A 12,065-nucleotide genomic window follows, 5' to 3' on the forward strand; every position below is an offset into this window, starting at 1 on the left:
ACGACTTTAATGAGCCCGTGTCCCAAAATTGATACCGTCTCAATAGTTCGTTTCATCAATTTCCCGATGACTTATCTAGACTGCCAAGGGCTTCAACTTCATACTGCAGTTGATTGGCCTGATCAAGGATCATTTGATTTGGGAAGGTCGGCTTCGCGCATGTTTCGTTCCCTAATAGAATCAATGAAAGAATAACATCATTCAAAATGTTATCTTCACCTGTTGGCTGCATTATGTTAGCGCTATAGCCGCCAGCAAGGCCTATAAGGGATTCGAAAACCTTTCGCATAGTTTGATTGGGACACGGCAAAACTTTCACCCTTTCCCAGCCTTGCCACCACAGCTGCTTTTTGTGCTGGTTAAATCGCTTCGTAAATTGTTGACCGGTCTCACCAACATAGATTGGCGAATCTTGCTCACCATAAAATGCATAAACCCAACCTCGGTAACTGCGAGGCCCCGGATAAATTCCTTTTAGCTCCCATTCGCTTCGCCGTATCATGTAGCCATTTGAGTGAAAAAATTCATAAAGAGATGTGGCCGAGGATAATATGGAAGTTTCCAGGGGAGAAGCACTATCGTAAAATTCATTAAGCACTCCGAAGTCAAACAATCTTGATCTAAGGATCTCTTGATCATTTGATGACATCTTTGGGCGACCATTAATTGGCATTCGATTATCGCTTTGCATCCACAACCTTTATGACAATCAATTTGACTGAATAAGCCAATAGTATTAAACGCACAGCATTTTTACTCGGATAGTTTGCGCGCTATTCAGCGCGTCGGCGCTCCTAATCGAATGTCTTGCTGCTATGGTGCCTTTTGAAAATGTCTTCAGGTTTTCCGCGACGTATTTTTGGCCCCAAACGCGTAACTTTCACATATTGCTTTCCGCGCTATGAATGTAACTTGCCAATCGGCTTGGGATTTCTAATCATTTCGCCGAATCCGTTTTCATTGGATGATGCAATATTACCAATACATCCAACCATTTTTTTAAAATAACTTTCACGCATCATCTTGTAACTAGCTTCCGGCACATAAGCAGCATTCTGATCTGCATCTTTCAGAAGTTCATTGATAGCCTCACGTGATAGTCCCCCCAAAATACCAGAATAGATAATCGCACGCTCAAACGGTTTTCTTGATGTCATATTTTTCCTTTTAGAAATTGGTTCATTTATGCAGCGATCATTCTCAGCTGTATTGTGAGATATATATTAGTAATGTAAATATTTAAAACAAAAATATACACTGGAGCATTCGCATTGAGACTTGCTTAACTTGTACGCAGAGTTGCGAGGGCTCATATAGAGAGAAATCCGCGATGTCTCGGACCTGCGATGTCGAAGGCACCGCCTTAGACATCGACCAAGCCAAGCCTCGGGGAATTCCTAGTCGCCTTCTACACTTCCACTTCCTTCTTAAAATATCGCTGACCTGTACTTGCGTACCTTTTGCGCGCTCGGAGCCCACAACCGTCTAAACTTGGTGTACTCCCAAAATATAAACGTCACCCCGTCACAATGATCGACCAGACAATCAACGCTCCATGCGTAAAATCACACAATCTGGTTTTATGCGGTCGAAAAAATCGCTGACAACGATCGGCTACTCCAATAAATGGAAATATACGCCTTTGCCATATGAAACGCGCACTAGTCCAAGCGAACACTAGCCTACACATCACATTAGAGTTTCAACGTGAGCGACTGTTTGATGGCGTTTTGATCGAGGAGACAATTGCGCGAAAAGCCCAACGACATCTACTTGCCGTGCCACCAAAAGTAGTGATATCGCAACGAGCGATGCTTCAACCGCTTAGCCCAAGGCTCAAGTACAGAGACGCCTTCGTCACGCCGCGCTATAGACATGTTTTGCGCCAGCAGACGCAGATAGCCCACCGCGGTAAGTGCAGCACTCCCAGCGTGCACCCGCAGCTATCCACTTATAAATCTAATTATGGCTACGCAATGGAAACTCGGAATCTAGACAACAAACCTTCTCTTTTTTATGCCTAGAAACATACCATCGTCCCAACCATTTTCTTAAACTATTACGATTTATCGGTAACCCTTGTCCATCAAGATACCGCACCACGGCCTCAATTTCCTGTTTATTCGGCTTATACCAAGTTCTTTTTAAATCCCACTCAATTGGCATTGCAAGCCAATATGGGACAGGGTCTTGGTAAATCTGAAAGTAAGAACTGGATAGACGTGCTTTCTTTGCAGAATCTATAAGGTGAACGGGCCAATCGCTTAGCAGCCAACCCATGATTCCAATCAATAAAAACCGCTCTGTTAAAGCGAGCCGCTCAAAGAAGATGCCGTTTACATAGTTTAAAGGTGCGCTCGGCAAATTGAAATTTTCTAAAACGGTACTTCTCAATTTACTGGCATAAGAATTTGAACCAAGCGTTCGGATAAGATGCCTAACACCTTCAAAAAACATCACAGAGGGAACTTCAATCCTTTTACTTAGGGCAACCCAACGATCAAACATAACCATTTCCGCGGTCTTCTGGAAGTACTCAACCCAAGGACCTAAAATGTGGCTCACAACAATTTGACCTTCTATGTCTCGGTAGTCTCGCCCGCATTTTTTGCAAAAAGTCATTCTCAGGTCATCTGGCAATTCAAACGATCCAAAATCTGATTGGTGAAATGTAATTGAAGATCCGCATTGATCACAGCGGTCAATTAATAAAGTTCTATGTTTTGAGCAAATCGTAACGAACGCCAAACGCCAGTTGCGCCGGTAGTATGGTTCGATATCTTCTTTCAAACAGTGCGGACAACATTGGAGTCCAAACAGTGATCTCTTTCTACTTTTGCTACCAATAGGCATAATCCACCGGGCAGCGCCTCTATTGCCATGTGTTTCGTACAAAATACCCTCATAAGTACGCAAGGACGTTTGATTTGCTCTGGCGATAGAAACACCACATTTTTCAGCAACCAAATCAATAACGGATCGACCGGCAAAGCGATCTACATCTTTGCTCCAAACCTGGCTATGAGTACCCCATAATTTTGAGCTCATTGATTCAAGCTTTTCCACGTTCTCCCACGCAATCCGTACTATCCAAGAAGACAAAAGTTCATCTTCTAAGGGCTTAGGTCGCATCAGCCAGCATTCGACTGACATGACGTTTATTCCGCTTTCTTTCGATCGGCTGGATTACGCCACTTAGCCAATCTTAATGTAGATGTAACAAACATTTTTTCGCTTATTTTTTCCTCCCCTGAGAGAATTGCATACTTCGCAAGCGCTTTTAGCAATGCATGTATTTCTCCGATCGTCCCCTGAGACTCGGCCAATATCAATGACGCCAGTCTTTCGTCTGATAATCCAGACTCTTCTTTTAACCCTAACTTAGGTTCCATTGTCTTCAGTAATCGAAGCAGATCATCGTTCAATATCCATTTGGGTAAAAACATGGTGTTAAAGCGATTTGCAATCTGTACGTCTGCTTGCAACGCATTTAAGGTTTCCAGAGTCCCGCTTGCGACGATCGTGATTTGTGTTTCTGAACCAAGATACTTCAGAGCATTAAGAAATTTTCGCTGGCGGCTCGTAGATCCCGCTAAGCAATGCTGAAATTCATCCAAAATGAGCTGTCTTGTTTCCAGTCGATCAAATAATTTTTTTAGCCTACTTATTTTAGATGTCACGGGCTCTCTAGGGGATTCATTGGCAAAAAGTCTCTCTAAAATCACATCATAGAATCGGTTCTCGTCTGGCTCAGGTGGCATTTGTACTTTGACGATTGGCAGAATTGTTTTTCTGTTGATTGGATCGATTGGTACAGCATGCTTTTTATAAAAATTATTTAATAGCATCGTTTTGCCGTTATTTGTTTCTCCAATGACAGCCATATTCGGCATCCTATGCATTTTAGGATGTTGCAGCAATGCCTCTAACTCATTTCGAATCTCGGCGGCTTTCGGATATCCTATCCAAAAAAGATTCTCGAGTGCTTTAATTCGATCTGCATTGCTTATCTCGTCAACAGTCATGTTTATCCTAAATATCCTCAACTTCGTCAAATGGAGTTATTATTTTCGAGAGAGAAAGCGTTGAGAAATCAGCTTCATTCTTTTCAGCTGCTCCAGAATTAGACATAGGTGTAGGGTGTGTCACAATGGTGTGTTGGCGCTCGTTGGCTAGACGAGCACTTTTTTCTCGCTTTGTTAGCTTCACTGCATTACTTGCGATACTTTGCATTTCTTTGTATGCATTGAAAATTTCAGTTTCATCGACGTCCTCCTTACCTAGGTCAGCTAAGTATTTATTGATGGCTCTTAGCTCCCATAAGCTGATTGAAGGGAATGACGTATTCTTATACGGGACTCTGAAATATCGACATAAGTCGGGATCATAAAATAGGATGTAACTGATATCCCGAGGATCTCTACGGATAAGAAATTCTCGCTTCTCTCTTCTCGACTTTGGATCGATAGCACCGATCCATCGGTGTAATACATCAGAGAAGTAATATATTTTATCGACTAAAATTCCATATGGTTGAACACTGCGTCGTTCAAGCGGAAGAAAATCGATTCGTAGCTTTTCATCATCCTGAACTGTAGGTAGCATTCCTATACCAGGTTGGTCATCGTTACCCTCTAGGCTCTGCAGATATTTTTGAATTGGTGGCATGCCCAGTTCGCTATGGGGGCGATGATGATATGCTCGAATCAAATTAAGAAGCCATTTTTCAAAATCCTCCAAAGTCATGGCAGCTTCTTTTTCAGAGTTATATTCGCCACGATCTTGTACATTAGAAAAAGTTGTTCCAGGTAGCGCGTGTACCTCCGACATGAAAGTACCCATTAGCCTCTCAATATGAGCGCCGTACTCTGGCTTCTTAATTTTTCTAAATTTCAGCTCGATTCCGTATTCATTACAAGACATCTTCAGTACATTTCCTCTGAACTCTCTCGCATTATCTAAATGAATAATTCCTGGAATACCTTGGCAGGGCCAATAGGTGTCAATGCCAAACCTCGCTAAAATAGCGTCTTTAGGTAGAATCAAGTTAGATATGCAAATGCCTGTTCCTAACACTCCGGGAGGATCGAAGGCAATATAGTAGCCAGCGACCATCCTAGTATTGACGTCAATTGAAAGCGTAAGCCATGGCCGCTTCAGTGGAACACGGTGAACACGATCAACCAGAATGAGATCAACTACGGTGTGGTCAATTTGAATCAGGCTATAAGGTGTATCTGCCCAAGGTATAGATCCGCGAATAGGGCTTAAGGCAAGGGCAGCATTTCTGCCTCGTCTTTTTGTAGCGAGCGTAAGCGGTGCGATACGCCTGACCCTATTTAAAAAAGTATTTGGGTGAGGAATCGGATACCCCAAATCGCGGCAGAGTATCGTTAATGATCTAAATACTTTCGAGATCTTTAATTTTTGATTAGTCAGTACTTGCTCATTCACCAATTGGGCAATCAATACTTCTACTTCACGGGTCAGTCTTACAGAGCCGTGATCGCTCCGCTTCGACCGAAGAAAGGCGGATACTCTCGCTGTTTTGGAAAATTTATCCATCCACCGATAAATCGTTGAAACACTAACTTGTGCCTCATTTGCAACTTTCATTACATCTTGTTTTGTTCTTGAGCCAACAGCGAATAACGGCCTTGTTAAGCGGAAATGTTCTAACGCTTGCTCCCAATCCTCCGGATTAATTTCATCTAAGTCGAATTCTGGATTCGAGCTTTTTGCAATCCGTGAGTTACCAAATTGTTCAAGGGTAAAATTGAATTCATCTGTTAAATCACCATCAATGTTTACTGCTGTTATAGTTTTTTTTCGCGCACTAATCCTTCTTATACAGTAGGTAACACCGTCTTTTTCAACAACACTACCTGGGTATAGCTCTGGAGAAGGCATATTCATTAGCGTACCTGCTTTTTTAGCCAAATGGCAGTATTCATATTCAGTGGTTTAGTTAAATCTGCAGCAATGACCCCTGAGTGCATCAATTGCCAAATCATCGGAATAAGTTCCAACCTGAATTGACGCGACTCGGTAAGGAAGGATAATAATGATTGAGGAGTTGCCAGCTCTAATTTGCGAAGTGCCTCACGCAAAGCAATGTGTCTGCTCCGATCAAACACTTCGTTTTTAGTCGAACTATTCTCTCTATATCGAGTGAGGAAACGTACGTTCTCGAGATACGGTGTCCATATTTGCTCGTCTGTAATCAATTTAAATCGAAAACCATTTTCTCGCGCCCACGCCATTGCTGCTTTAAATTTTGGTTTAAAGACTTCCCAGTCGCGTTTCAATATTTTTCTCGGCTTGACCTCAAATATTGTTGGTGGAAAAATCGGAAGAGAATCCACCATTTTCGTATGATAAAGAACCAAAATATCTGGCGTATATTTTCTTAATTGACCTTCCTTGGTTTCCCATTGAATGGTGATTGGTTGCACAGCGTAACGAGCTACTTGGTTATCAAACTCAAGTAATACTAAGAAATCCTGTTCCAATCCCGATTCTGCGTCTCGACTTAAACCATTTTTATGTGACGATACTCGCCCAGTAGCGCTGTAATGGCTAGGGCCAATTATTCGTTTTGGCATGAATAACCCCTCAATTCCATCTGAGGATTGCCACTGCTTGGACAGGTTTTGGTTCACAATTTCTGATGCTTGGTTGAACGCTCTTTACAAATAATATGGTATTTTTCATATTGTATATTTTCATTGGGCATTTAAATAGGTTTGAATTTCAAAGGAGCTTTTGTATGACAAAAGCTGTTGGGTATTGTGTAGAGCTTGAACGAAATATCACTCTTGAAGAGGCTCATATAGAGTTTTTCAAACAGCCAGAGGGTAAAAGGAAGCGGTTCACCTTTTGGTGCGGTGACCCAAAATGTCGCAATGAAAAAATTACTTTGGTCGTCGCTGCGTTGTATGACCGAGTCGATGCTTTTGGAGAGAAGTTTAAGTCCCCGTATTTCCGCGGACACGCTGCATATCCTCATATCGCCACCTGTACTTGGATAACGAGACCGGACGTTAAGACATCGAACTCCAAAATCAAAAAAAATATCCCGGCAAGTAAAGCGAGTTCCGTTGTGGCCAGTTCGGGTTTTGTCTTTGATCCAAGAGGGAAAAAAAGTAGCAGCTCGAAACCAAAAACCACTGAGAACGAGGAAACGCTTGAACCGAAAGAGCGAAATGGGAGTGGATCGGGGTCGGCGAAAGGAGGAGACGCTTCGGACACGCAACGCCCAACGACTTCTAAATTCATGTTGCAAGTGGCAGTGACCTATTTGTCGCTTACTGAACATGCTCGCAAGGATATTCCGCTTGAAATAAAAAATATTGCTGGAGGAAATTTTTATAGTATTTGCATACCAGTCCTTGGTTTCCATCCCAGTTTGCAACGACAAAGAATTTACCGGGGGAAGGTTTCTATAGTTGAGCTTGACTACGTATACCTGTTGAAATTTCACTCCAAAATACGCCTGGATGGTAAGAAAACTAGCAAAACTACTTCGGCTGAAATTAAACTCACCAAAAAATGGTTGAATGAAAATGACAGAGCATTGATGGGGACGCTGAACGATGTTGTCGAGGCAAATGCTATTGCTTGGTGTTTTTTCTACACAACGCATCCAATACAAGTGACAAAGACCGTCGCTCGATTTGAAATTGATGATCCCAATTTGATCGCTGTTGTTCCTAAATGGGATATTCCAGAAAAACCAGAAACCCTTGGCGATTAAAATAACTGTCTTCATCACTTAGCCTTTAATAGCCAAATTTGGGAAGTAAGTTCCAAAGCAGTTCTTTTTGCTTGCAAAGATTTTTCCATGCAAGACTGTCACTATCTGGATGGGCAAGTTTAAATATCTCAATTGCTGTGCACAACTCGTTGCTTGCGTCTGCCAAATTGAGAACATCTTGCTTTGTAGTTATATCTTTGTTCATATAGATTCCTTAATAAAAAAGTAAAACAAGTCTGAAATTCAACGCTAATTGCAATGCATTCGCAAATAGCGTTGTGTCGTTCTCATTTAGTGATATTTTTCACATAAAGAATCTGGTCGGTTTGATTTGCCGATTGCTCTAGGCATTTTGGCTGCGTCTGGTCAAATCCCGGGTGATGCTTTAGATCAGTATGAATTTGCAGGGGAATTATCGTTGTCTGGAGAGTTGCGCCCTATCCGTGGTGCGCTAGCGATGACATTTGCGATTTGTAAAAATACCCAAAATCCACGTGCTTTTATTTTGCCTCGCGCTAACGCGGATGAGGCCGCACTGGTCAAAGACGCCACCATTTATCCTGCGGATTCGCTATTACAGGTGTGCGCCCACTTCGCCGGATTTGACGCAGCGGCAAAGCTCAAGCCGCATCAGGTGACTACGGTCACGCAACGTCAGCCTTATCCCGACTTTATGGAAGTGAAAGGGCAACTGCAAGCCAAGCGCGCTTTAGAAGTTGCCGCAGCAGGCATGCATAGTGTCTTGATGGTGGGTCCGCCAGGTACTGGAAAATCCATGTTGGCAGCGCGTTTCCCCGGAATTTTGCCGAGCATGACCGACCAGGAAGCATTGGAATCTGCCGCGGTGCAATCCTTGACAAGCGGCTTCTCGGTCTCTAAATGGAAGAATCGCCCTTTTAGGTCGCCGCATCACACAGCATCTGGGGTTGCATTAGTTGGCGGAGGTTGTTAATTCCACGTAAAAACACTACCAAACATGTAATATTGCGACTGGCTTAACTTAAGGCGTCGCATATGGCAACATTTGATCAATTCCCTGATGATGACCATCTCTGGATGGTTAAATGGGTAGATAAAATCCAGCTACCTCACTTGTCTACCAAATCTGCATCAGTTGAAGTTCTCCTTCAAAAATTGCCGGATATACTTCTTCCTTCTTTAAACCGCCTTTCAGAAAAAGACATTCAAAGTCTCTTGAACGTCAGTGCATTTAAAAACCCTGAACATTTTACAAATCCGTGTCCTCGGGTACTTGCTGGAGCCATTCCTTCAATTTATATTGGGCAGGTATATCAGCATAAAGTTTTAGTCGGCGATATTCCTACAATACGATTACCAATCTTTTTGCCAGGGGGGGAGGCATCATGCGAAACAGTAACTTTGCAAGAAGAGATTCCACAAAGTCTAGGTTGGGATCCTAAATTCCCCCACAGGATTTTGAACCCTTCTGAGTTTAGTGTTCCAAAACAAAGTTTTCCGCACTCCCAATGCTTAGTATTTAGAACAAAGAAATTTACCTATGTAATTCCTAGGGCAGTAATTTTTCAAACGTATTACGCTCTGCACACATCCATGGCTCGTGCATTTACGAACGGACCTTGGCCTGAAGCACTTAAAAGTCTCATCTTCACTGGAGAATTAGACTCTGGGATGAAGACCGAGATTGATGAGCAAACCGGAGTGTGGAACTTAGTTCGCCAGATTGGAGTAAAGCGAGAACTAGCGCCTTTGCTAGCGCTCTACTATTTCGATCCACATGCCCGCGTATGTGCAGAATCAATCTACTCAAATGCTCTACAAGAGCGGGGATTTGGAGCACACAATCCGTGGCACATAAGTGCAAAAATTCCTTTTCAAGGAAACACACCAGTAAGCCTAGATGTAAGAGGATTTGCTCTACATTCTTATGCTACTTTAAATAAAAATAAAGTTAGTAATGAGCATCAACCCACCAAAATCCTTATCACAAAAATTATTGCGAGTTCATTCCCAGTGGTGCCAGAAATAAAAACTGCTGCATATGTCAACTCCTTAAGAGGATCAGAAGTAACGGAAGTAGATGCGCCGCCGCCTTTTTCGAGCGGCGTCCCAACACCAAAACCACCCAATGATGCGACTACCATCAATAATAATGCGGACGCAATGAGTGAGGGACAGCCTACTGAACTCGTTATGGATACATTGACGTGGATTAATCCACCAACGATCTCTACACTACAGAAAATCAAGAGCAAAACATACACCGGAAAACCGTCATCGCCAAAGCCAAACATAGATGGTGGAGACATGACCTCTCCTGGAAATTTAGGTTACGGACAGAATAATGTCTCAGAGGTACGCATTGAGATCGAATTAGTGCGGCAACCGGAGCAACGATTTCAATATCTGCAAAACGCGTTAAAAAAACTGGCAGATAAGGAAATCATTGCTCGTTTCACAGTGATATCACCGCCATCACAACTACAAACGATTAGACATTCTGGAGACTCTTGCTGGAATTTTTTAGACGAAGAATCAAGAATTACAGGGAAATGGCCTAAAAAGGGATGGCGGCTGGTAACGCCTAGCAAACGGCTTGACGATGGATCACTAAAAATAGGACAACCACGTGCAGCACTCGTAATAGAGATTGAATTTCAAGATATCGTAGGATATTGGATCGAGATTGAAAGTAGGACGGGAGGTTTCAGATCTCCATTTTTATACAATTTTAATTGTGATCCATTGGATGCCGTTTCTCACTGCATTGAAATTATCGCATTACATGAGGGGAAAAACTTGGATATACCGCTACAAAACGGTTTGGCAGAAGTTGAAGGATCTGTTCGAACTTATATGCATATTTATGAATCGAAAGACAGTTCTGAGTTCTCAATCGCATCTCTCACCCGATTCTTTTACTCAATTAGATGATAAAAACTGATGAATACTCCCTAATATTTTTTCAGGCAACATAGAAGATTTTTATTGTCATTTCATGATTGATCCCAAACCTCAATGGTTAAAATTTGATCTAGTTGGCAAGCCTTCATTTTATCAAGCCGCGTAATTATCTCCTCTCGAACGCTATTTGGTATTACGCAGCCGCCGCCAATAATTGAAGGTTACATGTCACAAAGTTTGCCCGCATAACTATTTGGATATCCACCGTTCAAAAAATGGGTAGCCTTGCCATCATTTACCATCTTTGTTGCCAACCGATACCACCGATACTGGCTTCCGAAGCCAGTGTTGGTGCCAGATAGTCCGTATTCATCTCACTCAATTCTTCTGGCAAGTGTAGTTTGATGGCTATCCACCAACCGATCATAATTGGAGCTTTTCTGTAAATTGGCGCTAATATTGAGCTACTGCCTTTTAATAAAAATTAGTATGTCAAATCACATTTTGCAAACAAAGTAATGATCATTATTTTAGAGGTTTTGCAAAACGGCGGGCATCGACAATGCGTAACAAATGCGAAGCAAGCATAACCATTTCCTGAGCCTCAGTCGCGTCAACGATAGCAACCGTCCTATGTGAGTGTGGGTTTTTGTAAGAACCAATGGAGCCTGCGTAGAGGCTCGACAATGCATCCTTTTCCGCAATCGGCGCTGCTGGGTTTCGGTCAGCAAGAGGACCATTCGCCGGATTAAAGGCACGGCGCATAAGATCGACACCAACGTCTTCAGCGCGAAATCCCCCTGCCTCGCGTACGGACTCCTCAACGGCGCGAAAGGCTTGAAAAACCGCGGTGTCGTAATCTCCCCGTGCCAAATTTAGCCAAACATCGTCGGCAATTGAGGGGTGTAACAGTACTTTTGGAAAGACTGCAGCATTGCGGTATCGATCATAGACTTTCCGCTCAAGTGCGAGTCTCCCACGACGAGTGAGGATCATATGTCCGTTTTGGCCGTTAACGCCCGGCACCGGCATTATAAATATGTTGGCCGTCAACCATGCCAGAGCTTCACCCAATGCAACGACTGCCTCGGTACGATATTGCTCTGGATATTTCGGCCCGTTTGCTTGCTGATCAAATGAGGCCGGATGAAAGGAGCCAAGCTGTTCATTTATTTTTGCTAGTCGAAGCACCTCATATCCAAGCTCTTCAGGTGCTAGAGCCAACAGAATATGAATATCCTGGACTTGTTCTGGCAATGACCGCATAAATTTCTCTCTTGTAAGTGTCAGCTATTGCTGTCCCAAATATCCAATGCACTAATTCGTATATCAACCGAAGTTCAACGTACTAACATTTGGTCAGACGATCTCTCAAAAGTGCATATTATGCTTGATAGTAAAGCGTAGAAAACGCTGCTGTGCTCAT

11 protein-coding genes and 1 pseudogene are annotated in these 12,065 nt (G+C 42.9%); 3 read left to right on the forward strand and 9 right to left on the reverse strand.

Features of this window, described 5'->3' with window-relative positions; genetic code table 11:
• Positions 1 to 55 precede the first annotated feature (55 nt).
• From AAKU64_RS00120 to AAKU64_RS00145, 6 genes are all read right to left on the reverse strand, one after another.
• The gene (locus tag AAKU64_RS00120; protein WP_354334523.1) at positions 56 to 691 is read right to left on the reverse strand and encodes a GIY-YIG nuclease family protein; all 636 of its coding nucleotides are present in this window, start codon (positions 689 to 691) and stop codon (positions 56 to 58) included.
• Positions 692 to 899: 208 nt separating this feature from the next.
• A complete protein-coding gene (locus tag AAKU64_RS00125; protein WP_354334521.1) occupies positions 900 to 1,157 on the reverse strand; it encodes a hypothetical protein in 258 nt (85 codons plus the stop codon).
• 802 nt (positions 1,158 to 1,959) lie between these two features.
• Positions 1,960 to 3,153: a TniQ family protein gene (locus AAKU64_RS00130; protein ID WP_354329122.1), complete on the reverse strand. Its 1,194-nt coding sequence runs from the start codon at positions 3,151 to 3,153 to the stop codon at positions 1,960 to 1,962.
• 5 nt (positions 3,154 to 3,158) lie between these two features.
• Positions 3,159 to 4,025 carry a TniB family NTP-binding protein gene (locus tag AAKU64_RS00135; RefSeq protein WP_354329124.1) on the reverse strand — a complete coding sequence of 289 codons (867 nt, stop codon included), beginning with the start codon at positions 4,023 to 4,025 and terminating at the stop codon, positions 3,159 to 3,161.
• Positions 4,026 to 4,032: 7 nt separating this feature from the next.
• Entirely contained in the window at positions 4,033 to 5,916 is a 1,884-nt protein-coding gene (locus tag AAKU64_RS00140) for a TnsB C-terminal domain-containing protein (protein ID WP_354329126.1), read from the reverse strand.
• Positions 5,916 to 6,662 carry a TnsA endonuclease N-terminal domain-containing protein gene (locus tag AAKU64_RS00145; protein ID WP_354329128.1) on the reverse strand — a complete coding sequence of 249 codons (747 nt, stop codon included), beginning with the start codon at positions 6,660 to 6,662 and terminating at the stop codon, positions 5,916 to 5,918. Before AAKU64_RS00145 ends, AAKU64_RS00140 begins: the two co-directional genes overlap by 1 nt.
• A 107-nt stretch (positions 6,663 to 6,769) precedes the next feature.
• Here AAKU64_RS00145 and AAKU64_RS00150 point away from each other — a divergent pair, with 107 nt between their 5' ends.
• Positions 6,770 to 7,756, forward strand: a complete 987-nt coding sequence (locus AAKU64_RS00150) for a hypothetical protein (protein ID WP_354360769.1) — start codon at positions 6,770 to 6,772, stop codon at positions 7,754 to 7,756.
• Between the two features lie 25 nt (positions 7,757 to 7,781).
• Here AAKU64_RS00150 and AAKU64_RS00155 read toward each other — a convergent pair whose 3' ends face one another.
• Positions 7,782 to 7,961 (reverse strand): hypothetical protein, encoded by a 180-nt coding sequence (locus tag AAKU64_RS00155; protein WP_354329133.1) that lies wholly within the window; start codon positions 7,959 to 7,961, stop codon positions 7,782 to 7,784.
• A 105-nt stretch (positions 7,962 to 8,066) separates the two neighbouring features.
• Between AAKU64_RS00155 and AAKU64_RS00160 the strand changes: the two are divergent.
• Together AAKU64_RS00160 and AAKU64_RS00165 are read left to right on the forward strand one after the other, a co-directional pair.
• Positions 8,067 to 8,702: pseudogene (locus tag AAKU64_RS00160) on the forward strand (ATP-binding protein); the annotation flags it as partial.
• Positions 8,703 to 8,770: 68 nt separating this feature from the next.
• The gene (locus AAKU64_RS00165) at positions 8,771 to 10,669 is read left to right on the forward strand and encodes a hypothetical protein (RefSeq protein ID WP_354360771.1); all 1,899 of its coding nucleotides are present in this window, start codon (positions 8,771 to 8,773) and stop codon (positions 10,667 to 10,669) included.
• 265 nt (positions 10,670 to 10,934) lie between these two features.
• Here the strand turns inward: AAKU64_RS00165 and AAKU64_RS00170 are convergent, their stop codons facing one another.
• Positions 10,935 to 11,066, reverse strand: a complete 132-nt coding sequence (locus AAKU64_RS00170; protein ID WP_354360772.1) for a hypothetical protein — start codon at positions 11,064 to 11,066, stop codon at positions 10,935 to 10,937.
• A gap of 98 nt (positions 11,067 to 11,164) precedes the next feature.
• Entirely contained in the window at positions 11,165 to 11,905 is a 741-nt protein-coding gene (locus tag AAKU64_RS00175) for a TIGR02391 family protein (RefSeq protein ID WP_354360774.1), read from the reverse strand.
• Positions 11,906 to 12,065 lie beyond the last annotated feature (160 nt).

The organism is Undibacterium sp. GrIS 1.8 (genome assembly GCF_040544445.1).
In the GTDB taxonomy this organism is placed as follows: domain Bacteria; phylum Pseudomonadota; class Gammaproteobacteria; order Burkholderiales; family Burkholderiaceae_D; genus Undibacterium.

Excerpts from the sequence above, each read along its gene's own strand:
- AAKU64_RS00130 (WP_354329122.1), bottom strand. The coding sequence starts at position 3,153 with ATGTCAGTCGAATGCTGGCTGATGCGACCTAAGCCCTTAGAAGATGAA.
- AAKU64_RS00175 (WP_354360774.1), bottom strand. The coding sequence starts at position 11,905 with ATGCGGTCATTGCCAGAACAAGTCCAGGATATTCATATTCTGTTGGCT.
- AAKU64_RS00150 (WP_354360769.1), top strand. The coding sequence starts at position 6,770 with ATGACAAAAGCTGTTGGGTATTGTGTAGAGCTTGAACGAAATATCACT.
- AAKU64_RS00170 (WP_354360772.1), bottom strand. The coding sequence starts at position 11,066 with ATGATCGGTTGGTGGATAGCCATCAAACTACACTTGCCAGAAGAATTG.
- AAKU64_RS00140 (WP_354329126.1), bottom strand. The coding sequence starts at position 5,916 with ATGAATATGCCTTCTCCAGAGCTATACCCAGGTAGTGTTGTTGAAAAA.
- AAKU64_RS00125 (WP_354334521.1), bottom strand. The coding sequence starts at position 1,157 with ATGACATCAAGAAAACCGTTTGAGCGTGCGATTATCTATTCTGGTATT.
- AAKU64_RS00120 (WP_354334523.1), bottom strand. The coding sequence starts at position 691 with ATGCAAAGCGATAATCGAATGCCAATTAATGGTCGCCCAAAGATGTCA.
- AAKU64_RS00165 (WP_354360771.1), top strand. The coding sequence starts at position 8,771 with ATGGCAACATTTGATCAATTCCCTGATGATGACCATCTCTGGATGGTT.
- AAKU64_RS00155 (WP_354329133.1), bottom strand. The coding sequence starts at position 7,961 with ATGAACAAAGATATAACTACAAAGCAAGATGTTCTCAATTTGGCAGAC.
- AAKU64_RS00135 (WP_354329124.1), bottom strand. The coding sequence starts at position 4,025 with ATGACTGTTGACGAGATAAGCAATGCAGATCGAATTAAAGCACTCGAG.